Genomic DNA, 26152 nt, shown 5'->3' on the forward strand with positions numbered 1-26152 from the left:
TATTTCAAATATTATATTTTATATTACTGTCCAAAATGCATAAAAGAAAAGAAGACTCGAAAATTGCCTAAGCTTCGCTTCGCGAATAATAAAGAATATTATAAAATTAATAGGAATCTTTTATTTATTTTTAATACTATGCATTAAAAATATGTTCATGAATGATTTTTAATGATTTTCAATCTAGCTGTCTGAGTGATTTTAACTTTTTAGATAATCTATATATATTATAACATTTTAATTAAGAAATGCTGAAAAATTGGAACTGTAACTTTGGTTACAGAATATTATATACAAATGGTATATAATATATTTGGATAAAAATTATCAGGATTAAAAATATAAAGGAGTGATTTATATATGGAAAAATTTATAGTTGAAAAAGAAAAATGTATAGCTTGTAGAGCATGTGTAAGAACAGCATCAGAAAATTTCAAAATCAAAGAAGGAAAAGCTGTCGTATTTAAACAACCAGAAAATGAAGAAGAACTAGAAAAAAGTAGAAAAGCAATGGAAATATGTCCTACAAAGGCTATTTTTTCTAAAAATGATGAAAAGCCTATAACTGGAGATTCTAAAGTAAGAGAAACTATTGAAAAATATCCACAGCTGAAAGATGTATTATTAAAAATTTCTCCTAAATTTAAGACAATGCAAAATCCAGTAATGTGGAATACAGTCGCTAAATATGCAACATTTAAAAATGCAGCAAAGATGGTAGGAGTATCATTATGTGAAATACTACATACAGTTAATAAAGAGTTAGGACTTGAGAAAGAATTATATAAATTATTTCCAGAATGCATAAGGGAAACAGAGAAAAAATATAATAGTGTTGAAATTATATGGGAAGAACCAGATACAACTATAAAAATAGCAGAAAATAATATAGAAACATTATCTTTAATAGTAGAACAAATTGAAAATTTGCCATCAGGTAAATCAATTGTATTTGAAGGAGACTTTGAAATTGAGCCGATAATAAAAGTTATAGAATCAAAGGGATATTTATATAATATAAATAAAATAAATGAATATAAAACAAGAATTTCTATATATAATAAAAGTAAGAAAAAGGAAAACGTTGATGAATACGATGTTCTTGATGTTAGAATGATGAATGTGGATCCCTTTGATGTAATAATAAAAAAAGCATATTCTTTAAATCCAGGAGAAGGATTTATTCTTGTACAGACATTTGTTCCAACACCATTAATAAATATGCTTGATGGTATGGGTTTTGACCATAGAGTAGAAGAAGTAGGTCCATATGAGGTAAAAGTATTCTTTACAAGAAGAGTAGAAGATGAAGAGAATATAGAAGAAAATGATGGTAAACCTACTATTACAATACAATCAGCAACGCCAGTTGGATATCCAATAATAATGAGATTGTTGCAATCAAAAAAGATAAAAAAAGCTGTAAATATTAAGGAACTAAAAATTTGGGAGGAAACAGAAAAGCACTTGGGATGGATAATAAACAAGAAAGCGGATATAAGTTTTTCTGCATTGATTACAGCGGCAAAACTTAGAGATGCAGATGTAAAAATGCCTGTAGTATTTGTATGGGATAATTTTACGATTATTACAAGAGGATATACAGCAAAAACATTAGAGGATTTAAAAGGTAGAAAAATTCATGTTCCATTATTTGAAGATGCACCACCAGCTAAAATAACAAAATATTTAATTCAAGCAAAAGGATTAGATGTGAATGATTTTGAATTTACATATGGTAACCCATTTGGAAGGCCTAAAGAAATAATGATGGACTTTTTATCAGGGAAAGCAGATACCGTACTTTTAAGAGAACCAGAAGCAGGATTTGTTATTAAAGCGCTTGAAGAAAGCAATATAGAATATTCTGAATTATCATATGGTGAAATTTGGAATGAGATAAATGAAGGATTTGGATTATTACCAAATGCTGGTGTAGTATTTAAAGGAGAATTAGTTAGAGAACATCCTGAAATAGTTGAAGTATTTCTTGAAGAGTTAAAGGAAGCTATAGAATGGGTAAATAATAATAGAAAAGAAGCAGCAAAACTTTCATTTGATATGATGAGGGCGCCTATCAAAAATGTGGAAAAGTTCTTAGAAAGGGTGACGTTTAAATATGTTTCTGGCGAGGAATTACAGGAAAAAGTATATAAATTTTATGATATTTTAATAAAAAATGATATTATAAATGCAAAATTAGATGATGAACTGATGAAAATATTTAAAATATAAAATAATATATATAATTATTTAATGATACCTCCAACGTAGTTAGTGTAATTACTGAAAATGACACTAACTACGTTGGAGGTATTTTTTAATTTGTTAAGCTAAATATTTATGATATAATATCATTGAAATAATTATACCTACAAAAGGAGGAATTTAAATGAGAGTTTTAGAAGGTTTAGAACCAGAAAAGGTATTTTATTTTTTTGAAGAAATTAGTAGAATTCCAAGATGTTCAGGTAATGAAAAAGCAATAAGTGATTATCTTGTAAATTTTGCTAAGGAAAGAAATTTAGAATATATTCAAGATAAAGCGTTAAATGTTATTATAAAAAAACCAGCAACTAAAGGATATGAAAATGCACCTGGAGTGATTATCCAAGGACATATAGATATGGTATGTGAAAAAACATCTGATTCAACGCATGATTTTTCAAAAGATCCAATTAAACTACAAATTGAAGGAGATTATATTAAAGCTACTAATACAACATTAGGAGCAGATAATGGTATTGCTGTTGCCTATGCATTAGCATTGTTAGATTCAAATGATATTGAACATCCTGCAATTGAAGCCTTATTTACAACTGAAGAAGAAACAGGTATGACAGGAGCTAATGAATTAAATCCTGAATTATTAAATGGCAAAGTATTATTAAACATAGATTCAGAAGAAGAAGGAATATTTTATGTTAGTTGTGCAGGTGGACTAAGGGATATTATAACTTTACCTATAGAATATGTAGAATCAAAAAATAAATATGGATTAAAATTAAAAATTTCTGGCTTACAAGGTGGACATTCCGGAATGGAAATAATTAAACAAAGAGGAAATGCAAATAAATTATTAGGAAGAGTACTATATGATTTAATGAAAAAAACTGATTTGGAATGTGCAACAATAAATGGTGGAGATAAGAGTAATGCTATTCCAAGAGAAGCAGAAGCAGAAATAGTTGTAAATGATATTGAAAAAACAAAAAAAGTAGTTGAATATTGGCAAAAAATATTTAGCAATGAATTTAGTATTTCAGATCCTGATGTAAAAGTAGATCTAGAAGAAATAGAAAAACCATCAAAAGTTTTAAATAATAATTTATTTGAAAAAGCAGTAAATATATTAATGCTTGTTCATGATGGTATTCAAACAATGAGTAAGGCAATAGAAGGACTTGTTGAAAGTTCAAGCAATTTGGGTATTGTAAAAACATATAAAAATCGAATAGAATTTACCTCTGCAACAAGAAGTTCAGTGGAAACATTAAGAGACTTTATACACAATAAATCAGAAATTATTGCTAAATTAAATGGAGCTTCAATAACTACAAATGCACCATATCCAGCATGGGAATATAAACCAGATTCAAAAATAAGAGAATTGATGAAAAAGGTATATAAAAAAATGTATGGGAAAGAACCAAAAATTGCCGCAATACATGCTGGTTTAGAATGTGGTATTCTTTCTGGAAAAATGAAAGATGTAGATATGATTTCCTTTGGTCCTAATTTATATGATGTTCACACTCCACAAGAGAAAATGAGTATATCCTCTGTAAAAAGAACATGGGAATTCTTACTAGAAGTATTAAAAGAAATGAAAAATTATTAAAATTCATCAAATGAATAAAAAACTCCGGGAAATGAATCCCGGAGTTAATTTTATTATTAGTCAGCGTAATTTACAAATTTTCCTCTCTTGAATTTAACAGCTGCTTGTGCTGCTGCTAATCTTGCGATTGGAACCCTGTATGGTGAACAACTTACGTAATCTAATTGTGTTTTGTGGAAGAATTCGATTGATTCTGGATCTCCACCGTGTTCTCCACAAACACCTAATTTTAATTCTGGATTTACTGATCTACCATAATCTTTTGCGATTTTAACCATTCTACCAACACCTGTTTGATCTACGTGTTTAAATGGATCGCTTTCGTATATTCCTTTTTCAATGTAATCATTGATGAACTTACCATAGTCGTCTCTTGAGAAGCCTAATGTCATTTGTGTTAAGTCGTTAGTACCAAAGCTGAAGAATTGTGCAACTTCAGCAATTTCATCTGCTGTAATAGCACCTCTTGGAACTTCGATCATTGTACCAACTTTGTATTCTAAATCAACACCTGCTTCTTCAATTAATTTATCTGCTGTTTCTCTAACGATTTTGTCTAAGTATTTTAATTCTTTAACTGTTCCTACTAATGGAATCATAATTTCTGGTTTAACTTTTTTACCTTCTTTAACCATTTCAATTGCAGCTAATATAATAGCTTTTGTTTGCATTACAGCAACTTCCGGATATGTGATAGCTAATCTTACACCTCTATGTCCCATCATTGGATTGAATTCGTGTAAGTTTTCTACTATTTCCTTTAATTCTTCAACTGTGATACCTAATTGTGGTGCTAATTCTTTCATTTGTTCTTCGTCATTTGGTAAGAATTCATGTAATGGTGGATCTAATAATCTGATTGTTACAGGGAATCCTTCCATTGCCTCAAATAATCCTTTGAAATCATCTTTTTGTAATGGTAATAATTCTTCTAAAGCAGCTTCTCTTTGTTCTACAGTTTTTGATACAATCATTCTTCTCATTTTTTGGATTCTGTCGCCTTCAAAGAACATATGTTCTGTTCTACATAATCCGATACCTTCTGCACCGAAGTTTCTAGCAACTTTAGCATCTCTTGGAATATCAGCATTAGCTCTTACACCTAATACTCTGATTTCATCAGCGAATTCTAATAATTCAGCTACTTCACCTTCTAAACCTTGTGGTTTTATTGTCTTAATTTTACCTAAGTAAACTTTTCCTGTTGTACCATCTATAGAAATCCAATCTCCATCTTTTACAGTAACGCCTCTTGCTGTAAATTCTTTAGCTTCTTCGTCAATAACAATTTCTTCTGCACCAACGATAGCTGGTTTACCCATACCTCTAGCAACAACAGCAGCGTGTGATGTCATACCTCCTGTAGCTGTTAAGATACCTTCAGCAGCGTTCATACCTCCAACGTCTTCTGGGCTTGTTTCTGGCCTTACGAGAATTACAGGTGTACCTTCTTTTGCGAATTCTTCTGCTTCATCTGCGCTAAATACTACTTTACCTGTAGCAGCACCTGGTGAAGCTGGTAATCCTTCTCCAATTTCTTGTGCTTTTTTAACTTCTTCTGTATCAAATGCAGGGTGTAATAATTTATCTATTTGATCTGGAGTTACTCTCATAACAGCTGTAGCTTTATCAATTAAACCTTCTTTTACTAAATCAACAGCAATTTTTACAGCAGCTTTAGCTGTTCTTTTACCAGTTCTTGTTTGTAAGAAATATAATTTACCTTTTTCAACTGTGAATTCAATGTCTTGCATATCTTTATAGTGATGTTCTAATTTATCCATTATTTCTGTTAATTGCTTATATACATCTGGTAAAATTTCATTCAATTTTTCCAATGGGTAAGGTGTTCTTATACCAGCAACAACATCTTCACCTTGCGCATTAGGTAAATATTCACCATATTTTATATTTTCACCAGTATTAGGATCTCTTGTGAAACATACACCAGTTCCACTATCGTCACCCATATTACCAAATACCATCATAACAACATTAACAGCTGTACCTAACAATTCTCCTTCTTTAATTCCGTTAATAGCTCTGTATTTAATAGCTCTTTCATTCATCCAGCTACCAAATACTGCTTCAATAGCAATCCATAATTGTTTTTTAGGATCTTGTGGGAATTCTTTTCCGGCTTTTTTGTAAATTTCTTTGTATAATTCAATAACCTTTTTGAAGTCATCAGCTTCTAATTCTATATCTAATTTAACGCCTTTTTCTTCTTTTACTTGATTTAAAGCTTCTTCAAAATCGTGATGAGGAATACCTAATGCAACATCCCCAAACATTTGAATGAATCTTCTGTATGCATCGTATGCAAATCTTGGGTTGTTTGTATTTTTAGCTAATGCTTCAACTGTTTCATCGTTTAAACCTAAGTTTAGAATTGTATCCATCATACCAGGCATTGAAACTGCAGCACCTGATCTTACTGATACTAATAATGGATTGTCTTTGTCACCAAATTTTTTACCGGAAACTTCTTCTAATCTTTTTAAAGCAGCTTCTACATCAGCTTCTAATGTTTCAGGAAATGATCTATCATGTTTCCAATAGTAGTCACAAACTTCTGTTGTGATTGTAAAACCTGGAGGTACTGGTAATCCCATTCTTGCCATTTCAGCAAGATTAGCTCCTTTACCACCAAGTAAGTTTTTCATTTTTGCGCTACCTTCTGCAACGCCACCTCCGTAAAAATATACCATCTTTTTGTCCATGTGTTTCTCCCTCCTTATCAAATGTAAAAGGTTAAATTTCATTTTTTAATTCTCTTGTCATTAATTCATGAATAGCTTTTCTTGGATCTTTATTTAAATATAGTACTTCATATGTTTTTTCAACTATTGGCATTTCAATATTGGTGTGCTTGATTTCATTATATAAAGCTTTGCATGTATATACGCCTTCAGCAACCATATTCATATTTTCAATAATATCATTTAAGTTTTTGCCTTTACCAATCATTTCTCCTACATATCTATTTCTGCTATGTTGACTATTACATGTAACAATTAAATCACCTAATCCCGCAAGACCCATAAATGTTTCTCTTTTTGCGCCTTTCTTTTCACCATATCTAATAATTTCAGTGAGCCCTCTGGTAATTAATGCAGCTTTTGTATTATCCCAGTTACCTATACCATCTATCACACCAGCTGCAATAGCTATTACATTTTTAATAGAACCACCTAATTCTACGCCGATAACATCACTATTTGTATAAACTCTAAATGATATATTGCTGAAAGTATTTTGGACTATTTTAGACCATTTAACATTTTCAGAAGCTGCGACAATACTTGTTGGTATATCTCTTGCAACTTCTTCAGCATGACTAGGACCACTTAGTACAACATATTTTATATTTTTATCAAATGTTTCTTTTAGAATTTCACTAATTCTTTTTTGAGTGGAAATTTCAATTCCTTTTGCTAGATTTACAATAATTTGATTTGTATAATAAGGTTTTATTTGTTTTGCAACTTCTCTTATAGCCTGTGTTGGTACGGCTAAAACAATTATTTCAGTATCAGAAATAGTGTCTTTTAATTCTAATTCTGGAATTATGGATTTTGGTATGGAAATACCAGGTAAATAATATGGGTTTTCTCCGTTTTTTAAGGAATTAAAAACATGTTTATCTCTTGTCCAAATTTTTACATTGTGACCATTATTTAAAAGAACTTTAGAAATAGCTGTTCCCCAACTTCCAGATCCAATAATACTGATATTCATTTCTTCCTCCTTAATTATATCATATCTTTTATAATAAATTGAGTGTTTAGGCTTTTGTTACTTTCTTTTACTATAAAATAACTTATTTGGGTTCTTCTTAAAAAACGTGTTTTATTTTTAACAGTAGTTTTTTTTACAGTATGTTTCCAGCTTCCTAAGTTGCAATAAAAGACTTCTCCGCCGTTATTTGGAAATATCTCATATGTAGGAACGTGTATATGTCCCATAATAATTCCTTGTAATTTTGATGGAATAATAATATCTTCATCAGAATAACCAATACAATATTTTTTAGGTATTTTTCTATTTTTATATAATATTTTTTTTACATTTTCTAATAAATAATTTGTTTTTTTTGCACCCCTTAAGGAACTAATTATTCTAACAAGTAATTCTCCAAGTTTAATACCACCGATTTTATTTACAAACAAATAGGAGAAAAAGTGAAGTGTAGGATAATTAATTTTTAACCATTCTTTTGATTCTTTGCTTCTTACAAATTTCACAAACATATCTATCCATTTATATTCAAGGTCAAGACCAACAGAATACTTTTTTCTAACTTCCTCTAACCATAAAAATATATCAGTTTTGGGTTCTATGTTATCATAATCCATAAGAATTTCATCTGGCAAAACATTTAAAATTTCTTTATCAAAATATTTTGAAATGAATTTTTCCATTATTTCTCCATAAGGAGGTAAAATTTTTCCAGAAGAAGTTAACGTTAATCTATTTAAAGCATCAAATTGATTACCATGTATTATAAAAAGTTCCCATTTTTCATCGTAATAATATGGATGAATTTCAACGTTTTTTCCTAGAAATTCTCTAAATTTATTTTTAATATTTTCATTAAATAATAGATAATAATCATGATTTCCAACAATATAATGAATAGTATGATTTTGAGAATATTTTCTAAAGGTTTTTATTAATTTATTATGACTTTTCTCTATACTAGTTAATAAAAAATCAGTATCTATGCTTTTAATTATTTCATTAACATCATTTATCTTTCCATTGTTTTCGTAAGATTGCAAAATTTCGAACCCATCACCTACAATAAATAGTTCATTATTTGATTCCTCGTTTAAATTTTCTAAAATTTTTATTAATTCATCATCATATTTAAAATCGTCTTTTTGACTACCATTGCCTATATGTAAATCACTTAAATAAACTTTAGTCAATATTCTCACCTAAATTCTTTTCTGCTTTTTTTCTTTCTCTCCAAATTTTAGAAGCTTCTTCTTTCGAAATTTTTTCATCCCAAAACAACCATGGCTTTCTATTTGAAATTTTTGATACAACACGTTTTATTACTTTGTTAGTAGATATATTATAATCTCTTTCTGCTATTTTCAATAATAGAAATGAGTCATATATTAAATCTCCTAATTCTTCTTCTAAATTATCAATATCATTTTTATTGAGAGCCTCTTCTATTTCTTTTATTTCAGAAGAGGCTTCGTTAACCATAATATTAAGATTTATAGATTCAACCCATGGACATTTATTAATATTTCTTTGAACAATATCACAAAGTTTTTCAAATTCTTTTAAAAATTCTTTATCCATATTATTTCCTTAGTAATCTAAATATAAATTTTTAGGAATATTGGAAATTGCACCGTATTCTTGAAGATTTTTTAAATATAAATTTGTTATTTCTTTTATATCTTTTGTATAATAAATTTCAGACCTTTTAGCTGCTTTTTCTAATACAGGTTTTGGCATTGTTTGCATTATATTAAAAACATAATTTACAGCATCATCAAAATTTTTTTTATAAAATTCATTAGCTGATTGTTTATAGGCATTCAATACTCTTTTTACAAAATTAGGGTTTTCTTTAATTTTTTTATTTGAAACAAAAATTCCAGCTATAGGTAACCTTTTATCTTTTAAATTAAATAAAGAAGCATATAGTTCTTGTAAATCCATTTGCACTTGTATTTTACCATTGGTTTTTACTTCAGCTAATGAAACAAATGGTTCAGGCAAAACAGCTATTGTTTCTTTTCCAGCGGCTAATAATTGTATTATTTCTGGACCGCTTGTAACATATACTATTTCGAAATTAATATTTTTCATTTTTTTGAGTATCTTTAAAATAACATCTGCAGTTTGCCCTGGGCCATGCAATGTAACTATTCTTTTACCATTTAAATCGTTGATGCTATTAATTTTTTGTGAAGAAATTAAATAAAATGTTTTCCATAAAGAAATTCCTGCTAATTTATAATTAGCTCCTTTGTTAATTAACTCTACACCAAGAGCAACTGGCAATACAATAAAATCAGCTTGTCCTTTTAAAACAAGGGTTTGTGCTTGATCAATATTTCTCCAATAATAAGTTTGTAATGTAGGAACTTTATTAATGTATAATCCGGCTGCTGGTAATAATGTTGGTCCTAATGGATTATAAAAGGTTCCAGCAAAAATTACAAGAGTTGCCATTAAGAAAATAAATAAAGAAAATTTCTTCACAATAATCACCTCTTTAATATAAAATTTTTGTTATTTTCTTTGTATAATTAAATATATTTGATTTAATATAAAATGTAATTTCTACTTTACTAAAAGGTTTCGTGAGTGGAAAGTTATTAATTATATAAGAGTTTTCTTTTTTAATTAAATATTTTTTTAAAGAGTTTCCAGCTAAAATTTTTGTATTACCAGATTTTATAGATATTTTAGTTATTTCTATATTGTTAACTGAATTTGTATTTCCATCCTGTATAGAAAACTCATAATATAATAGATTGTTTGATAAATTTTTATCTATAGATATTATTGCTCTTGGAACACTTAATATATTTAATTTTAGAGTTCCGGATAATTTTTTACCATTATAATAAAATTCTATATTATATTCTCCTGGCAATACATTTGAAGTTATGTTTATAATATTATCTATTATATTTATTTCAGGTTTTAAAAAGCTGTTTGATAAAATTTTATATGATATATTGTATATTTTAGTTCGATTATCAAATTTATCTAACAATGTAAAATTTATTTTGGAACTTTTAGGAGGAAAATGTGATAAATCATCATATTGTGTCGCTAAAATTATGATATTTTTATCAAATTTTATTTTGTTTGGAATATTTGGAACTATTTCAAAGTTTATATCTCGAGTAATATAATCATTAATTCTTAAAGAGAATATATATTTTCCAGGTTTAGTTATATTAAATAATTTTAATATATATTTGTCGTTTCTTTTTTCGAAACTATGCTTTACAAAAGGAAATATAGATATGTTTTTTATAGGTTTATAAATAATATTATTAAATTTATCAGTATAATAAATATTCAATGGGATTTCTATTTCCTCGTCAGCAAGGAAAAGATCTTTTTCAACCTCTAAATGAAGATTTTTAGGTTTTTCTGGTATTATATTTATTGAAAGAGAGGTAGATATATTTGAATGCTGAAAAGTTAATGTATATGTTCCTTGTTTTGTAAAATTATAAAAGTATAGATTATTACTATTTTTATATAATTGAATAGTTGCTTCTTTGGATTCGGGAAATATTGAAATATTATCTATAATTTCAGACGGAGTTGCTGCATGTATATTTTCTATATATATATCAAGATTAGTTTTAAAACTTTTTGAAGCAATAAATTCGTTTTTTTCTAAAGATATATTAAAATACTTTTTTTTCATTATAATATTATTAATATTATTAATATTATTATTTTTAAATGCAAAGTTAAAAATTGAACAACTTTGAAGAAATAAAATAAATAAAAATATAAATATAATAATAAAATTCCTTTTCATCTTGCACCCCCGTCATTATTTTGCTATAATGCTATATAATATTATACAATAAAAATTTAATTTTTAAAAGGAGAATATATGAAACAGAAAAATATACAAAAATTGATATTTTTTAGTATTTTTATGTTGTCCCTTGTTGTGAATTCAGTTCCGCCTTTAATGACCACATTACAAGAGACTTTTAATATGTCTGTAGGTGTATCTTCAGTTATTCCTTTTTTTAGGAATATTGGAAATATACTTATTTCTATTTCGGGAGCATTCTTAATAGCAATTATGGGTTTAAGAAGAAGTATAATTATTGGAATGTTATACGAAATTTTAAGTTTAGTTCTTTTTATATTTTCTAATAATTCATACTTGTTAATAATATCTATGTTTTTTTTAGGATCAGCTATGGGGCAGGTTATATTAGTATTGATTTCAATGTTTGACCATCTTGATGAACAGTATCAAAAATATGGACTATTTCATGCTTTTTTTGGTTTCGGAGGTATAATTGGACCTTTAATTATTTCAATAACATTGAAAAATAATATAAATTTCAAATATCCTTTTATTTTTTATTTAGCTATTATATTATCATTATTTTTATTTATCATTATAAAAAGAGTCCCAGAAAATATAAAATATAAGGCATACAATTTTTCAGAAGCATCTGAAGTATTGAAAAATAAATTTATTATAATTCTTATAATAGTTTTTATATTATATTCGGGGTCAGAAATAGGAATAATAACTTGGGGATCAAATTTATTTAAAGATTATTTTCATTTTTCAAAAGAATACGCATCAATATTTTTAAGCCTTTTTTGGATAATGTTTACTATCGGGAGAATTATTACAGATTATCTTTATAAACATATGAAAATAAAGGTTACAATAATCTTTTCTTTTTTAGCTGTTTTAGATATTATTTTTATGTTTCTACTCAGCAAATATTCTCCATATTTGTTTTCATTGTTGGGATTAATGTTGGGGCCTATTTTTCCATCTACTCAAAAATTTTTAAATTCAAATTTATCCCATAGAGAAGTAGGATTAGTAGCTGGAATGGTATCATTGAGTATTGGAATAGGTGGAGCACTTTTAACAACTTTAATGGGGTATTTTGGAGATTTTTCAATGGCATATAGTTACTTAATTCCATTTGTCTCACTTATGATTGTGGCTTTTCTTTCGTGGAAGGTCAAATATTTAAAAGAAATTGAAAATAAATAATAAAAAGTCCGGAAAATTCTTCCGGACTATAATATTAAACCACCATTATTACCTTTGTTTGATTTTTTCATTTGATCTAATTGATTTAATAAATCAGGCGGAGCAACGCTAATATCAGGGGTATCAGCTTGTTGCATTAATTGTTTTAATTGTTCTTCGTATTCTTTCATTTTTTTCTTCATTTCTTCCAAATCAATCTTAATCCAATTTAAAATATCTTTAGACATTTCTTTTGCTTTTTCATCAGGAAGATCAATAGCTTTTCCTTCTAATTCTGTATTTGCTTTAAATTCATCTTTTATAGCTTCTACTAAATTATCTTCTGTCAATAATTCGTTTTTGTATAAAACCCTTAAAGCTATATTGGTTCTAAATTTTAAATCCTCAAGAGACATTTCTAAACCCTCTAATTTAGCCATTATAACATTTATCAATTGATCTAAAGATACTTGCATAAAAAAACCTCCTTTATATTTTCTCTAAGAATTATATATATAATTTTTTAACTTAGTATTTCTATAATATAATTTTTTTATTTATGATATAATATATATGATGCTTCTATTAAAATTTATAGGGGAAATATCTGGTTATCGATGATTCAAATACTTCAAAGGAATATATAAAATATTATTTGCTGAAAACACATTAAAAACTAATAAAATATTGGATAATAGTGATATTTCTCTTATATTTTTAGATTGAAATCTACCTGCAAAAAACGGCATTAAATTTTAGATTAAAATTGAGGTGAATTATGGATTTTTTGAACAGTTTTATAAATAGCAATTATGGAGAGAAAATACTATATTCATTTATAGTAATATTCATTATATATATACTGAAAAAAATAAATGAAAAGCTTATTATAGAAAAAATAAAAGAACCAAAATATAAATATTATTGGAATAAAACAACTAATTATTTATTGGTTATTATAGGTTTTTTAGCAGTTGGTAGAATATGGTTTGTGGGATTTCAATCTTTATCAACATTTTTAGGGTTGTTTTCTGCTGGGTTAGCTATAGCTTTAAAAGAGCTTATTACAAATTTTGCTGGATGGATTTATATAATTTCAAAAAAACCATTTGAAATCGGTGATAGAATAGAAATTGGGAATTTTTCCGGAGATGTTATAGATATTAGTATATTAAATTTTACAATTCTTGAAATAGGAAATTGGGTTAATGCGGATCAAAGTACAGGAAGAATCATTCATATCCCTAATGGAATAATTTTCAATCAAAATCTGGCAAATTATACAAAAGATTTTAGATATATATGGAATGAAATTCCTGTTCTCGTTACTTTTAATAGCAATTGGAAAAAAGCAAAAGAAATATTATTAAACATAGCAATTGAACATTCAGAACATTTAAGTAAAGAAGCTGAAGAAAAATTAAAGAAAGCTGCTGCAAAATACATGATATATTATAAAAAACTAACTCCGATAGTTTATACAAACGTTGAGGATAGCGGTATTTTATTGACAATAAGATATTTGTGTCATCCGCGTAAAAGAAGAGGAACTGCTCATGAAATATGGGAAAGTATTTTAGATGAATTTTCCAAACATAATGATATAGATTTTGCTTTCCCCAGTCAAACTATATATTTAGAATCGCCTAAAGATTCACTTTAGGCGATATTCTAATCCTGCAGATTTATTTGAATTTATTTTATTCATTATCTCCTCGAAATTTAAACTATTTTTTTCTGATAAATTTTTTACTGTTTTTTCAATATCAAAATTATTCTCCTTTAAAGCTTTTGATACTTCATTATATCCAAATATTTCTATTAATGGGGTTACCAAAGTAAATGATTTAATTAGGTTTTTATGACATTTTTCTTCATTTGGTTGAATTAATTCAATATAATTTTCTAGCGAATATGTTGCTTTTTTTAGAAAATCTACTGATTTTAACGTATAATGAATAATCATAGGTGTTAAATGATTCAACTCTAAATTCCCCATACTTGATGCATATGTAATTAAATTATCAAAAGATATCACACTAGTTGATAACTGTATAACATATTCTGGTATAACTGGATTCACTTTACCAGGCATTATAGAACTTCCTGCCTGTACTTTTGGTAATTTAATTTCATTTACTGAATTTGACCCTAAAATCCTTAAATCATTAGATATCTTTATTAAATTTACAGCTAAAGATTTTAATAAACCACTAACCTCAGAAAATACATCTAAATTTTGTGTTGCATCTATTAAATTTTCTGCTTTTGCTATACCAATTTTTGTTATTTCTCTAACCTTGTTTACTATTTTCAAAATATATTCTTTTGGTGCAGCTATTCCCGTTCCTATTGCTGTACCTCCAATATTTACACTTCTTATTCTTTCTTCAACTTTATATAATCTCCATCTATCCCTACTTAATGCATCCGACCACGCGCCAAATTCTTGACCTAATAAAATAGGAACAGCATCCATTAATTGTGTTCTTCCTATTTTTCTTATTTTAATATATTCTTTTTCTTTAACTTGTATTGAATCCTGTAATTTTATCACATTTTCTACTAATTCTCTTAACTCTTTTATAATCGCTATTTTTCCAGCTGTAGGAAAAACATCATTAGTTGATTGATGCATATTTACTTGATCTAAAGGCTCAATAATATATTCAGACTTCTTTCCCCCAAGTATTTCCGTAGCTCTATTAGCAATTACTTCATTTATATTCATATTTATTGATGTACCAGCTCCACCACTCAACGGATCAACTACTATATAATTTTTTAAAATCTTCCATTCATCACATGCTTGAACAATAGCATTTTTTTCATTTTCATTCAAAAATCCTAATTCAAAATTTAAAATAGTTGCAGCTTTTTTTATCATAAAAAATGCCCAAATAAAGCTATTATTTAATTTCTCACCTGTACTTGGGAAATTATTTAAAGCCCTATATGTATGGATTCCATAATAAACATCGTCTGGAATTTCCACTTCACCTATAAAATCTCTTTCGACTCTCATTTTTACACCTTCTTTAATTCTGGAAATACTTCTAAAGCTCTATCTAGAACACCATGTAAATAAGATATTATAACTCCATAATTAACTATTGGTATATTATACATATTAGCAATATTTATTCTTCTTGTCATACTCTTTCTAGTTAAAGTACATCCACCACAATGAATAATCAATTTTGCATCTTTTACTATTTCATAATCAGGAAATTCTGTTCCAGCAAAAAACTCTATATTTAAATTAATTCCTAAATGATTTGTAAGCCATCTTGGGATTTTTACTCGACCTATATCTTCAGTTAACGGTCTATGAGAACAACCTTCCATTATTATCACTTTATCATTTTCTTTTAAACTTTCTATCGCTTTTACTCCTTCAGATAATACTTTCAAATCTCCCTTATGTCGTGCTTCTAATATAGAAAATGTAGTAAGAGGTATATCAAAATCAATATCAGATACGACTTTCATTACACTTTGAGAATCTGTAATTACCAAATCCGGTTTTTGATTTAATTTTTCTAATGTATGTCTTAACTCTCTTTCCTTTGTAACTACTGCAATCGCTTCTCTATCTAATATTTCCCTAATTGCAGTAACTTGTGGCATTATTAACCTTCCTTTGGGAGCTCCTAAATCAATAGGAACTACTAATATTATTAATTGTCCAGGTTCAATCAAATCCGCTACTAAAGGAACCTCTTCTTCTTCAGGTAAAATTTTAGACATTTTTTCTTTTAATTGTTCAATATTCATTTTCTCTTTTGCAGAAATCTCTATATATTCGTATTTACCATATGATTCTCTTATTTTATTTAATTTTTTTAATTCATCTATCTTATTAATTACAATTAAAAAAGGTATATTCAATTTATTAAATTCATCTATTAATTTTTTTTCATATTCTGATATAACATCAGTAACAACTAACAAAGCAATATCCGCCTTATACATAGCTTTATTTGCTTTTTGTATTCTTTTTTCTCCAACTAACCCTTCATCATCTATTCCAGGTGTATCAACAATTGTAACAGGACCTAACGGCACTAATTCCATTGTTCTATATACAGGATCAGTTGTAGTCCCTGGAACATCACTGGTAATTGCTATATCCTGATTTAATATTGCATTTATTAAAGTAGATTTTCCAACATTCCTTTTTCCTGTTATAGCAATATATTTCCTATACCCCTTCATTGCAGAAGCCATATTACGCCTCCATTTCATATATTTTTCTCATAGTATACGGTGGAATTCTTAATCCCATTTCAATAATCTTTTTTGCAGTACCAACTAAATCCACTTTTATTTTTTCATCATATATATTATAATTTTCCCTATATTTATCAGGAGTAATATTAACCATAATTACATTACATCCACAGTTTAACGCTTCATATTGAAATTTTCTATCTATTGTACCAAGTGCAGTTGTTGTTGGCATTTGGGCATATGGTATTGTTAATCTTGTTGCTGCATATGCATTTAATGTTAGCTCCGCTGAACCATTTTCCAAATTTTCCAACGGTGTATTATGTGTGGAAATAAACGGACCCATTCCTATCATTTTAATATTATGTTCTTTCATAAACAATATATCTTTTGCAATATCTTCTAATGTTTGACCTGGTAATCCTATAATATTACCCGAACCTGTTATATACCCCAATTCTACTAAATAATCAAGCAATTCTATTCTCAAATCATAATCTTTATCAGGATGCACATTTTCAAATATCTTTCTATTAATAGTCTCGTGTTTCAACAACACCTTTGAGGCTCCAGCATCTCTAAACTTTTTATATGCTTCTTTACTTCTTTCCCCAATAGATATTGATACTGCTGTTTTTAATTCATGATGTATTCTATATATTAATTCTTCTAAATCATCATCACTATAATACTCATCTTCTCCAGATTGTAAAATTATTGTGGTTAATCCCATTTCAACACCATGTTTTGCTATTTCAAACATTTCGTCAATAGGAATTCTATATCTATAAACTTCATTATTTTGAACTCTAATCCCACAATAATAACAGCTTTTTTTGCAATAATTGCTAAATTCAATTACACCCTTTAAAGTTATAATATCTGTATTTAATTCTTTATTTACTATATCTGCTATCTTATATATTTTTTCTTTTAAATTCTCCTCATTTAAAGAAAGTATCCATAATATCTTTTCATAATTTAAAGTCATATGTTTTAAAAAATAATCAATTAATTCATTTATCTCTAATGGCATTTCTTTTTTTAATTCCATTAATTTTATTTTCAGTCTCTCTAATCTCTTTGAAATATTCATCACCGCCTAAAAATAAAGATCTCTCTCTCCTTCTTTTACTTTTTTGATTTTTTCAAGTAATTGTTCTTTTAAAGGATTATTATTCATATTTTTCAATTCTTCTTCTATTCTTTTTATACCTATTATTTTTGTTTTCTCTGGAGCATAATCTTCAATATATTCTAAAAATGTTAATATAGCATTAGGAGTACAAAATCTTTTAACAAATCCAGGAATTGCAAATTCCATGAAATGCTCTCCTGTTCTTCCTAATCTATAACATCCTGTACAAAATGATGGTAAATATCCTTCTTCAGCTAATTCTTCTATTATCTGATCTAATGTTCTATTATCTCCCAATAAAAATTGACTTCTTTTTATTTTTTCTTCATCTGTTTCATGATAACTCCCAACACCAATTGAAGAACCACCATCTATTTGTGAAACACCAAATTTCATTACTTCATTTCTTATTTCTACAGGTTCTCTTGCAGTTAATATTAATCCTGTATATGGAACAGCAAGTCTTAAAATTGCTACTAATTTTTTAAAGTCATCATCAGAAACAGCATAAGGAGGCCTTTCTGCAAGTGGAGTATCTAATGCAGGTTCCATCCTTGGAAACGATATTGTATGCGGACCTACATTAAATCTTTCTTCAAAATGTATTGTGTGGTATAATAATCCCATTGCTTCAAATTTCCAATCATACAATCCGAATAGTGCACCTATTCCAACGTCATCTAATCCCGCTTTAAATGCTCTATCTAACCCATATAATCTCCAATAATAATTGGATTTCGGACCGCTTAAATGGTATTTTTTATAAGTTTCATAATGATAAGTTTCTTGGAAAATTTGAAATGTTCCTATTCCTACTTCTCTAAACAGCTTATAATCTTCAACAGTTTGAGGTGCTGCATTAACATTAACTCTTCTTATTTCACCCTTACCAAATTTTGTATTATATATAGTCTTAATTGTCTCTGTCATAAATTTTGCATCATATTTTGGATGTTCCCCAAAAACTACTATTAATCTTTTATGACCTTTATTCTCTAAGGCTTTTACTTCTTCAACAACTTCATCTAATGATAAACTTCTTCTTTCAATTGTTTTATTAGTAATTCTAAAACCACAATATTGACAATTATTAATACATTCATTACCAATATATAACGGTGCAAACAATACAATTCTATTACCATATATTCTTCTTTTTAGTTCTCTTGCTCCCTCAAATACTTCTTCAAGTAACTCTTTATCTTCTACATTTAATAATGTAGCCATTTCTTCAGGATCCAATCTATTTTTATCAAGTGATTTTTGAATAATTTCTCTAACTTTAACACGATCAGGATTTTTTGTTTTTTCTAATAAATCTAAAATAGTCTGTTGTGGAATAAAAGATTTTAAATTCTCATTGTCTTTAATAAAATGCATCATAATCTCACCTCATATTCTTAAAGTATTTGTCTTCACTTTGACAGATTCAACCTGACCTAATTTGCCTGATAAAGCTCCTAATTCATCAGTTGTCATTTCAACAACTAAAAATATTATAGCTATACCCTTCTCTTTCATTGGATACCCCACTCTTAAAAGAATCTTTTCACCATAATTGTGTAAAATATCACTTACTTTTTGATAAGCTAATTTTCTGTTATATACAATTATAGAAATAGTACTAATCTTTTTTTCCAATATAAAAACCCCCTTCCTTTTTTATACATCAAGGAAGGGGAATATTATATTCCTTTTCTTTCCCCTCCCTTGATGTTAGGTTTTCACCCTTCATCTCAGGAGAAATTATTCACATTTATTTGTGATTATTATAACATTCGCATATTGCAAAAATGTTAAGAAGTAAAAAATAGTAAATACAATAAAATAAGCGAGCCAAAAGCTCGCTTATTTTATTCAACATCTATTTCTTTTTCTGATTCCCATAAACCATGTAGATTACAATATGAATGAGCTATTAAAGTTCCTTTTTTATCGAGTTTTATATGTGTAATTACATGCGGTTCTGTTACAGATGGGCCAAATTCAAATCTTCCTAAATGAACTGTATTTGGATTTCCCTCAAATTGAACATATAAATCAATCCATGAAATATGGTGTTCTATAGTATTTGGATGTGGAATATCCTTTCCAACTTGTACTTCTACTTTAAATAATTCACCAGCTTTAACTTTTTCTGGTGCATCTATTACTGGAACGTGTTTTTCATTTTTAAAATCAGCACTTTTAATTACATCCCCTAGTTTCATATTATCCCTCCTCAAAATTCTTTGAATTTTTCTTTAGGTGCTCCACAAACTGGACATTTTTCTGGAGCAGCATCGAATGTAGTATATCCACAAACTTCACAAATAAAAATTTGTTTATCTTCTAAATCTTCATTAGATTTTAAATATTCTCTTGCATCATTATACATTTTTTCATGAATTTTTTCTGCTTCTAATGCAAAATGAGCACTTCTAACAGCTTCTTGTTCTTTTTGAAATTCTGCGGAATTTTTATATACAGGATACATTTCTTCTATTTCAAAATGTTCTCCATCTGCAGAATCTTCTAAATTAGCATCAACTGCGCCTAAATAGCCTAATGCTTTAAAATGATTTCTAGCATGAACAAATTCTGCATATGCAATGGCTCTCCATAATTTTGCTAAATTCTTTTTACCCTGTGCTTCAGCATCTTCAGCGTAAATAGAATATTTCATATGAGCTTTTGATTCCCCACAAAATGCATCTTCTAAAAATTTTCTTGTCATTTCTCTTTCAACCATATTATTTCCCCCTTTTTAAATTTAATAAATACAAAATTAAAATTATTTCAATAATATTCTATACAATATAGATTAAGTTTTCATTGCTTTATTATTACAAAATAACTATAGAAGATATATAAAAAACGAAGGCTCGAAACTTGACCAATTTTCATAAAATAAAACTTATAAAAATAATGTGATAAACCTTTGAAGGTTCAGAATTTTCACTGGGTGAAGAACATTATTTTATAGTTTTATTCATTTTTTTAAGATTTGAAATCTAACTATCTGAGTAATTTTAACTTTTTGGACAATATAATATATGAAATATAAAAATATAACTTTAAAAATTTTTTAAAATTTAATTCTAATTTTTAATAGAATATTTTATGGTATAATAATTTGTATGACAAATTAACTATGTGGAGGGTAAGGATGGACAGAAAATATAAAGATATACAATTTTATAAATTTTGTGCATATGGATTCTTAAAAAATCTTCGATTTTTCGAACCATTCTTAATACTTTTTTTTCTTGAAAAAGGATTGTCTTATTTTCAAATAGGTATTCTCTATTCAATAATGAAAATTTCAACTAATATTTTAGAAATACCTACTGGTATTGTTGCAGATTCTATAGGACGAAGAAGATCTATGGTTTTTTCTTTCTCAAGCTACATTATTTCCTTCTTTATCTTTTATATTTCTAAGAGTTTTTATATTTTTTCTCTTTCAATGATTATTTATGCTTTTGGTGAAGCTTTTAGAAGTGGGACACATAAAGCTATGATTCTTGAATATTTAAAAATCAAAGGTTGGAAAGGTATGAAAGTTTTTTATTATGGAAATACCAGATCATGTTCTCAATTAGGCTCAGCAATATCATCATTAATAGCTGCAAGCATTGTATTCTATTCAGGTAGTTATCAATCTATTTTTTTAGCATCAATTATACCTTATATTTTAGATCTTATATTAATGTTAACTTATCCAAAGGAGTTAGATGGTGAATTAAAAGAATTTAATATAGAGAATTTTAAAAAATCTTTTTCTAATGTTTTAAAGGAATTTGCAATTTCATTTAAAAGAATTAACCTTTTAAAAAGCATATTTTTAACAGCAACATATAGCGGTTATTATTCTGCAATAAAAGATTTTTTACAACCAGTTTTGAAAAATTTTGCATTGGCTCTTCCTATTTTTATTTATTTAGATAATACAAAAAGATCTTCTATTGTTATTGGAATAACTTATTTTCTAATATATTTAGCAACTTCATTTTTTTCAAGAAAATCCGGATATTTTTCCGAACGATTTAATAATCTATTTTCACCATTAATAATAACTATGAATTTAGGGTTTATCTTTGGAATTTTTAGTGGCATATTATATGAATATAACCTATACTTATTTTCAATAATATTATACATCGGCATTTATTTAATAGAAAATCTTAGACGACCTATAGGTGTTGCTTATATTTCTGATAATATAAATAGCAATATATTAGCTTCTGTATTATCTGTTGAATCACAATTAAAAACTATTTTAGGTGCAATATTAGTTCCTTTAATGGGGTTAATAGCTGATAAATTTGACATAGGTATTTCTTTAATTGTTATATCTTCCTTGCTTATGCTAATTAATTTTATTTTTATAAAAAAATAATTTGGTAATTTATAGAATGTCCAAAAAGTTAAAATCACTCAGACAGCTCGATTGCATATCTTTAAAAATTATTCATAAACATATTTTTAATGCAAGCATTAAAAATAGATAAAGGTTTATATTAAAAATATAATTTAATACATGTTTAAAACAAATAGGTATTTTAATTTATAAGATTTAATTTTTTTCGCGAAGCGATGCTTAGGCGATCTTCGAGTCTTCATTTTTTCCTGACTTTGACACAAAAATGGCGATTTTTGGGTAAATAGGACGGTAGAATGCGGGTTTGAGGTGCGTATTTTTCAGGAAGTCGAAAAAATGTGTGGCTAACTTTTGTTACATATAATTAACTATACATATTGTTATTTAGCTTCTTTTAGTGGTATAATATATATGACAACCACTAAAAGGGGATGATTATAATGTATCCTAAAATATCAAAAGTTAAAGGTAAGAGATATTTAAGGATAATGGAAAGTGTAAGAGAAGGTAAGAAGGTTAAACAAAAGACAGTGGTAAATTTTGGAAATGTTGATAATTACACTAAAAAAGATATAATTAAACTTGTAGATAGTTTGTTAAGGATATTTGAAATAGAAGGATACGAAAAAATAGATGATGATTTAATGGAAGAAATAGCAAGAAAGAATTACGGAATACGATTAATAGTAAATAAGATATTTGACAGATATGAAATGAAAAGATATTTTGAGAAGATGAATACAACATATGATGTAGAAGAGATGTTAAAAATAATGGTAATGAATAGAATAATAGAACCGAGGAGTAAATTAGGAATATTTAATAATTTAGAATATTTAGGATATACACCAGTAGAAGTTAGTGAAGGAAAAGAATTAGAAAAAGATGAAGTTATGTTGCATTGGTTGTATAGAACATTAGATGTATTAGCAGAAAATAAAGAAGGTATAGAAAAACATTTGTATAATCAAAGAATAAGTTTGTTTAATACAACAGTAGATTTAGTATTTTACGATGTAACTACATTAGCCTTTGAAACACAACAAACAAATGAGATATTACAAATGGGATATTCAAAAGATAAGAAATTTAATGAATCACAAATAGTATTAGGTATGTCAATAGATCAAGATAAAATGCCAGTGAGTTTTGATATATATCCAGGTAATACATTTGAAGGACATACATTTAAAGATGCAGTTGAAACAATGAAAAAAGAATATCAATTAGGAAAAGTAATAGTAGTATCAGATAGAGGAATGATGAGTAAAAAAAATATAGAAGTAGTAGAAAATTCCAATTATGAATTCATAGTAGGTAAATCAATTAAACAATTAAAAAAAGTAAATATATTTGATGGAGAATTCATAGAAATAGCAAAAGGAATAAAATATAGAGAAGTTCAATACGATAATAATAGATTACTCATAATATATTCAGAAGAAAGAGCTAAAAAAGATAGAGCAGATAGACTTAGATTAATTGAAAAAGCAAAGAAAATGCTTGAAAATAATAATGTAGATTCAATGAATAAAAGAGGAGCTAAAAAATATTTAAAAGAAGAAAATAAACAGAATTATATATTAGATAATGAAAAAATAAAAAATGATGAAAAATACGATGGATATTATGGAATAATGACAAATACTAAATTAAATCCAAAACAAATATTAGAACAGTATCATACATTATGGAAAGTAGAAGAAACATTTAGAACATTAAAAAATTATCTAGAAACAAGACCTATATTTCATTGGACTCCTAAAAGAATAAAAGGTCATATAGTAATGAGTTTCATATCTTACATAATGCAAAGAACATTAGAATTAGAACTAGAAAAAAATAACATTGATTATTCACATGAAAAAATTAGAGAGACTATTAAAAATATGGAATATTCAGAAGTAAGATTAAAAGACAAATTATTTGCATTAAGAGCCAATTTAAATGAATTTCAAAAATCAATATTAAAAATATTAGAAATAGAAAAACCTAAAAAAATGATGGATTTAGATGAATTTAAAGGAAAATACTTCTAAAATACGCATGAATAGCTAAAAAGAGGGAGGTGTGTGGCTAATTTCTCTTTTTACAAAAAGTTAACAATCGCTGTTTTTCTTATTATTTCTCTTTTTGAGAATTTGAGTTACAAAAGTAGTGTCAAACTCAGGTGGGACACATAAAGCTATGATTCTTGAATATTTAAAAATCAAAGGTTGGAAAGGTATGAAAGTTTTTTATTATGGAAATACCAGATCATGTTCTCAATTAGGCTCAGCAATATCATCATTAATAGCTGCAAGCATTGTATTCTATTCAGGTAGTTATCAATCTATTTTTTTAGCATCAATTATACCTTATATTTTAGATCTTATATTAATGTTAACTTATCCAAAGGAGTTAGATGGTGAATTAAAAGAATTTAATATAGAGAATTTTAAAAAATCTTTTTCTAATGTTTTAAAGGAATTTGCAATTTCATTTAAAAGAATTAACCTTTTAAAAAGCATATTTTTAACAGCAACATATAGCGGTTATTATTCTGCAATAAAAGATTTTTTACAACCAGTTTTGAAAAATTTTGCATTGGCTCTTCCTATTTTTATTTATTTAGATAATACAAAAAGATCTTCTATTGTTATTGGAATAACTTATTTTCTAATATATTTAGCAACTTCATTTTTTTCAAGAAAATCCGGATATTTTTCCGAACGATTTAATAATCTATTTTCACCATTAATAATAACTATGAATTTAGGGTTTATCTTTGGAATTTTTAGTGGCATATTATATGAATATAACCTATACTTATTTTCAATAATATTATACATCGGCATTTATTTAATAGAAAATCTTAGACGACCTATAGGTGTTGCTTATATTTCTGATAATATAAATAGCAATATATTAGCTTCTGTATTATCTGTTGAATCACAATTAAAAACTATTTTAGGTGCAATATTAGTTCCTTTAATGGGGTTAATAGCTGATAAATTTGACATAGGTATTTCTTTAATTGTTATATCTTCCTTGCTTATGCTAATTAATTTTATTTTTATAAAAAAATAATTTGGTAATTTATAGAATGTCCAAAAAGTTAAAATCACTCAGACAGCTCGATTGCATATCTTTAAAAATTATTCATAAACATATTTTTAATGCAAGCATTAAAAATAGATAAAGGTTTATATTAAAAATATAATTTAATACATGTTTAAAACAAATAGGTATTTTAATTTATAAGATTTAATTTTTTTCGCGAAGCGATGCTTAGGCGATCTTCGAGTCTTCATTTTTTTATACTTTTTGGACATTCTAGTAATTTATTAAAATATAGAAAAATTGCTACAATAATAGGCGGATATTAATCCGCCCATTTTAATTTTGTATTCCTAATTTTAAGTTCAAATTATTTTGTTTAGGTAAAACTTCTACAACTGATGGTTTATATTTCTTTTTAAATATTGTTCTATCTAAATAAGCTATGACTCCATAGGAAATTCCTAATCCAAGAAGACCATATAAAAATGATATCATGTCTTTGCCTGTAATAGAATATGCAATTAATAATGCAATTAAAAAGGATAATAGAGGAAACCCATAAATTATAAAAGAAATTTTAGAAACAGAAAAATCTGGAATTTCTACTATAACATAATCACCAATATTAGGCATCTTTTTAAATTGATTTTTTTCTATTCGCATGATCCTTTCGCTATTGCTTCCAGTTAAATTACATGCACCGCTTATTGCACAGCTTTCACAACTCGAACTTCTAGTACTTATTAAATCTATGTTATGTTCATTTATAGAGTTAACAACAAAAACTTCTCTCAT

Annotated in this window: 22 protein-coding genes; 7 read left to right on the plus strand and 15 right to left on the minus strand. The window is 26.9% G+C overall.

All coding sequences use genetic code 11. The features are described from left to right. Window positions 1–360: 360 nt before the first annotated feature. Both ACZ5CK_RS07450 and ACZ5CK_RS07455 read left to right on the plus strand, forming a co-directional pair. On the plus strand, window positions 361–2235 hold the full coding sequence (locus ACZ5CK_RS07450; protein WP_464581192.1) for a DUF1858 domain-containing protein: 1875 nt from the start codon (window positions 361–363) through the stop codon (window positions 2233–2235). 157 nt (window positions 2236–2392) lie between these two features. Continuing rightward, window positions 2393–3841, plus strand: coding sequence for an aminoacyl-histidine dipeptidase (locus tag ACZ5CK_RS07455; protein WP_464581193.1), 1449 nt, complete (start codon window positions 2393–2395; stop codon window positions 3839–3841). Window positions 3842–3897: 56 nt separating this feature from the next. Here the strand turns inward: ACZ5CK_RS07455 and ppdK are convergent, their stop codons facing one another. From ppdK to ACZ5CK_RS07485, 6 genes are read right to left on the minus strand one after another with little or no spacing between them, the layout of a single operon-like run. Further along, window positions 3898–6564, minus strand: a complete 2667-nt coding sequence (gene ppdK, locus ACZ5CK_RS07460) for a pyruvate, phosphate dikinase (protein WP_464581194.1) — start codon at window positions 6562–6564, stop codon at window positions 3898–3900. 31 nt (window positions 6565–6595) lie between these two features. Then, entirely contained in the window at window positions 6596–7582 is a 987-nt protein-coding gene (locus ACZ5CK_RS07465; RefSeq protein ID WP_464581195.1) for an NAD(P)H-dependent glycerol-3-phosphate dehydrogenase, read from the minus strand. Window positions 7583–7596: 14 nt separating this feature from the next. Beyond that, entirely contained in the window at window positions 7597–8775 is a 1179-nt protein-coding gene (locus tag ACZ5CK_RS07470; RefSeq protein WP_464581196.1) for a metallophosphoesterase, read from the minus strand. Next, window positions 8768–9163 carry a MazG nucleotide pyrophosphohydrolase domain-containing protein gene (locus ACZ5CK_RS07475; RefSeq protein ID WP_464581197.1) on the minus strand — a complete coding sequence of 132 codons (396 nt, stop codon included), beginning with the start codon at window positions 9161–9163 and terminating at the stop codon, window positions 8768–8770. The genes ACZ5CK_RS07470 and ACZ5CK_RS07475 overlap by 8 nt, the downstream gene beginning before the upstream one ends. Window positions 9164–9172: 9 nt before the next feature. After that, window positions 9173–10075, minus strand: a complete 903-nt coding sequence (locus ACZ5CK_RS07480) for an ABC transporter substrate-binding protein (protein ID WP_464581198.1) — start codon at window positions 10073–10075, stop codon at window positions 9173–9175. A gap of 13 nt (window positions 10076–10088) precedes the next feature. Then, window positions 10089–11381 carry a hypothetical protein gene (locus ACZ5CK_RS07485; RefSeq protein ID WP_464581199.1) on the minus strand — a complete coding sequence of 431 codons (1293 nt, stop codon included), beginning with the start codon at window positions 11379–11381 and terminating at the stop codon, window positions 10089–10091. A gap of 78 nt (window positions 11382–11459) precedes the next feature. Here ACZ5CK_RS07485 and ACZ5CK_RS07490 point away from each other — a divergent pair, with 78 nt between their 5' ends. Then, the gene (locus ACZ5CK_RS07490; protein WP_464581200.1) at window positions 11460–12602 is read left to right on the plus strand and encodes an MFS transporter; all 1143 of its coding nucleotides are present in this window, start codon (window positions 11460–11462) and stop codon (window positions 12600–12602) included. Between the two features lie 26 nt (window positions 12603–12628). On the opposite strand, the gene ACZ5CK_RS07495 is transcribed toward ACZ5CK_RS07490, so the two are convergent. Continuing rightward, a complete protein-coding gene (locus ACZ5CK_RS07495; RefSeq protein WP_464581201.1) occupies window positions 12629–13057 on the minus strand; it encodes a hypothetical protein in 429 nt (142 codons plus the stop codon). A 302-nt stretch (window positions 13058–13359) separates the two neighbouring features. Between ACZ5CK_RS07495 and ACZ5CK_RS07500 the strand changes: the two genes are divergently transcribed. Next, window positions 13360–14244, plus strand: coding sequence for a mechanosensitive ion channel family protein (locus ACZ5CK_RS07500; RefSeq protein ID WP_464581202.1), 885 nt, complete (start codon window positions 13360–13362; stop codon window positions 14242–14244). On the opposite strand, the gene ACZ5CK_RS07505 is transcribed toward ACZ5CK_RS07500, so the two are convergent. From ACZ5CK_RS07505 to ACZ5CK_RS07535, 7 genes are all read right to left on the minus strand, one after another. Then, the gene (locus ACZ5CK_RS07505; RefSeq protein WP_464581203.1) at window positions 14236–15606 is read right to left on the minus strand and encodes an aspartate ammonia-lyase; all 1371 of its coding nucleotides are present in this window, start codon (window positions 15604–15606) and stop codon (window positions 14236–14238) included. The genes ACZ5CK_RS07500 and ACZ5CK_RS07505 overlap by 9 nt on opposite strands. Window positions 15607–15608: 2 nt before the next feature. Next, window positions 15609–16811: a [FeFe] hydrogenase H-cluster maturation GTPase HydF gene (gene hydF, locus ACZ5CK_RS07510; protein ID WP_464581204.1), complete on the minus strand. Its 1203-nt coding sequence runs from the start codon at window positions 16809–16811 to the stop codon at window positions 15609–15611. A 1-nt stretch (window position 16812) separates the two neighbouring features. Beyond that, window positions 16813–17910 carry a [FeFe] hydrogenase H-cluster radical SAM maturase HydE gene (hydE, locus tag ACZ5CK_RS07515; protein ID WP_464581205.1) on the minus strand — a complete coding sequence of 366 codons (1098 nt, stop codon included), beginning with the start codon at window positions 17908–17910 and terminating at the stop codon, window positions 16813–16815. A gap of 6 nt (window positions 17911–17916) precedes the next feature. After that, a complete protein-coding gene (hydG, locus tag ACZ5CK_RS07520; RefSeq protein WP_464581206.1) occupies window positions 17917–19335 on the minus strand; it encodes a [FeFe] hydrogenase H-cluster radical SAM maturase HydG in 1419 nt (472 codons plus the stop codon). Between the two features lie 9 nt (window positions 19336–19344). Further along, entirely contained in the window at window positions 19345–19593 is a 249-nt protein-coding gene (locus ACZ5CK_RS07525) for a TM1266 family iron-only hydrogenase system putative regulator (protein WP_464581207.1), read from the minus strand. Between the two features lie 212 nt (window positions 19594–19805). Next, complete coding sequence (locus ACZ5CK_RS07530) at window positions 19806–20162, minus strand: class II SORL domain-containing protein (RefSeq protein WP_464581208.1); 357 nt, start codon at window positions 20160–20162, stop codon at window positions 19806–19808. An 11-nt stretch (window positions 20163–20173) separates the two neighbouring features. Continuing rightward, window positions 20174–20683, minus strand: a complete 510-nt coding sequence (locus ACZ5CK_RS07535) for a rubrerythrin family protein (RefSeq protein WP_464581209.1) — start codon at window positions 20681–20683, stop codon at window positions 20174–20176. A 417-nt stretch (window positions 20684–21100) separates the two neighbouring features. Here ACZ5CK_RS07535 and ACZ5CK_RS07540 point away from each other — a divergent pair, with 417 nt between their 5' ends. The 3 genes from ACZ5CK_RS07540 to ACZ5CK_RS07550 all read left to right on the plus strand — a co-directional run bounded on the left by ACZ5CK_RS07540 (window position 21101) and on the right by ACZ5CK_RS07550 (window position 25384). Beyond that, window positions 21101–22333 (plus strand): MFS transporter, encoded by a 1233-nt coding sequence (locus tag ACZ5CK_RS07540; protein ID WP_464581210.1) that lies wholly within the window; start codon window positions 21101–21103, stop codon window positions 22331–22333. Window positions 22334–22755: 422 nt separating this feature from the next. Continuing rightward, window positions 22756–24354 carry an IS1634 family transposase gene (locus ACZ5CK_RS07545; RefSeq protein ID WP_464581211.1) on the plus strand — a complete coding sequence of 533 codons (1599 nt, stop codon included), beginning with the start codon at window positions 22756–22758 and terminating at the stop codon, window positions 24352–24354. A 148-nt stretch (window positions 24355–24502) separates the two neighbouring features. After that, window positions 24503–25384, plus strand: coding sequence for an MFS transporter (locus tag ACZ5CK_RS07550; protein WP_464581212.1), 882 nt, complete (start codon window positions 24503–24505; stop codon window positions 25382–25384). 309 nt (window positions 25385–25693) lie between these two features. Here ACZ5CK_RS07550 and ACZ5CK_RS07555 read toward each other — a convergent pair whose 3' ends face one another. After that, a complete protein-coding gene (locus tag ACZ5CK_RS07555; RefSeq protein ID WP_464581213.1) occupies window positions 25694–26152 on the minus strand; it encodes a SoxR reducing system RseC family protein in 459 nt (152 codons plus the stop codon).

This window comes from Marinitoga okinawensis, from assembly GCF_055387075.1.

What these genes read in the sequence shown, in the direction of transcription:
- ACZ5CK_RS07450 (WP_464581192.1), top strand. Translation starts at nt 361, where the DNA reads ATGGAAAAATTTATAGTTGAAAAAGAAAAATGTATAGCTTGTAGAGCA.
- ACZ5CK_RS07455 (WP_464581193.1), top strand. Translation starts at nt 2,393, where the DNA reads ATGAGAGTTTTAGAAGGTTTAGAACCAGAAAAGGTATTTTATTTTTTT.
- ppdK (WP_464581194.1), bottom strand. Translation starts at nt 6,564, where the DNA reads ATGGACAAAAAGATGGTATATTTTTACGGAGGTGGCGTTGCAGAAGGT.
- ACZ5CK_RS07465 (WP_464581195.1), bottom strand. Translation starts at nt 7,582, where the DNA reads ATGAATATCAGTATTATTGGATCTGGAAGTTGGGGAACAGCTATTTCT.
- ACZ5CK_RS07475 (WP_464581197.1), bottom strand. Translation starts at nt 9,163, where the DNA reads ATGGATAAAGAATTTTTAAAAGAATTTGAAAAACTTTGTGATATTGTT.
- ACZ5CK_RS07485 (WP_464581199.1), bottom strand. Translation starts at nt 11,381, where the DNA reads ATGAAAAGGAATTTTATTATTATATTTATATTTTTATTTATTTTATTT.
- ACZ5CK_RS07490 (WP_464581200.1), top strand. Translation starts at nt 11,460, where the DNA reads ATGAAACAGAAAAATATACAAAAATTGATATTTTTTAGTATTTTTATG.
- ACZ5CK_RS07495 (WP_464581201.1), bottom strand. Translation starts at nt 13,057, where the DNA reads ATGCAAGTATCTTTAGATCAATTGATAAATGTTATAATGGCTAAATTA.
- ACZ5CK_RS07500 (WP_464581202.1), top strand. Translation starts at nt 13,360, where the DNA reads ATGGATTTTTTGAACAGTTTTATAAATAGCAATTATGGAGAGAAAATA.
- ACZ5CK_RS07505 (WP_464581203.1), bottom strand. Translation starts at nt 15,606, where the DNA reads ATGAGAGTCGAAAGAGATTTTATAGGTGAAGTGGAAATTCCAGACGAT.
- hydF (WP_464581204.1), bottom strand. Translation starts at nt 16,811, where the DNA reads ATGGCTTCTGCAATGAAGGGGTATAGGAAATATATTGCTATAACAGGA.
- hydE (WP_464581205.1), bottom strand. Translation starts at nt 17,910, where the DNA reads ATGAATATTTCAAAGAGATTAGAGAGACTGAAAATAAAATTAATGGAA.
- hydG (WP_464581206.1), bottom strand. Translation starts at nt 19,335, where the DNA reads ATGATGCATTTTATTAAAGACAATGAGAATTTAAAATCTTTTATTCCA.
- ACZ5CK_RS07530 (WP_464581208.1), bottom strand. Translation starts at nt 20,162, where the DNA reads ATGAAACTAGGGGATGTAATTAAAAGTGCTGATTTTAAAAATGAAAAA.
- ACZ5CK_RS07535 (WP_464581209.1), bottom strand. Translation starts at nt 20,683, where the DNA reads ATGGTTGAAAGAGAAATGACAAGAAAATTTTTAGAAGATGCATTTTGT.
- ACZ5CK_RS07540 (WP_464581210.1), top strand. Translation starts at nt 21,101, where the DNA reads ATGGACAGAAAATATAAAGATATACAATTTTATAAATTTTGTGCATAT.
- ACZ5CK_RS07545 (WP_464581211.1), top strand. Translation starts at nt 22,756, where the DNA reads ATGTATCCTAAAATATCAAAAGTTAAAGGTAAGAGATATTTAAGGATA.
- ACZ5CK_RS07550 (WP_464581212.1), top strand. Translation starts at nt 24,503, where the DNA reads ATGATTCTTGAATATTTAAAAATCAAAGGTTGGAAAGGTATGAAAGTT.
- ACZ5CK_RS07555 (WP_464581213.1), bottom strand. Translation starts at nt 26,152, where the DNA reads ATGAGAGAAGTTTTTGTTGTTAACTCTATAAATGAACATAACATAGAT.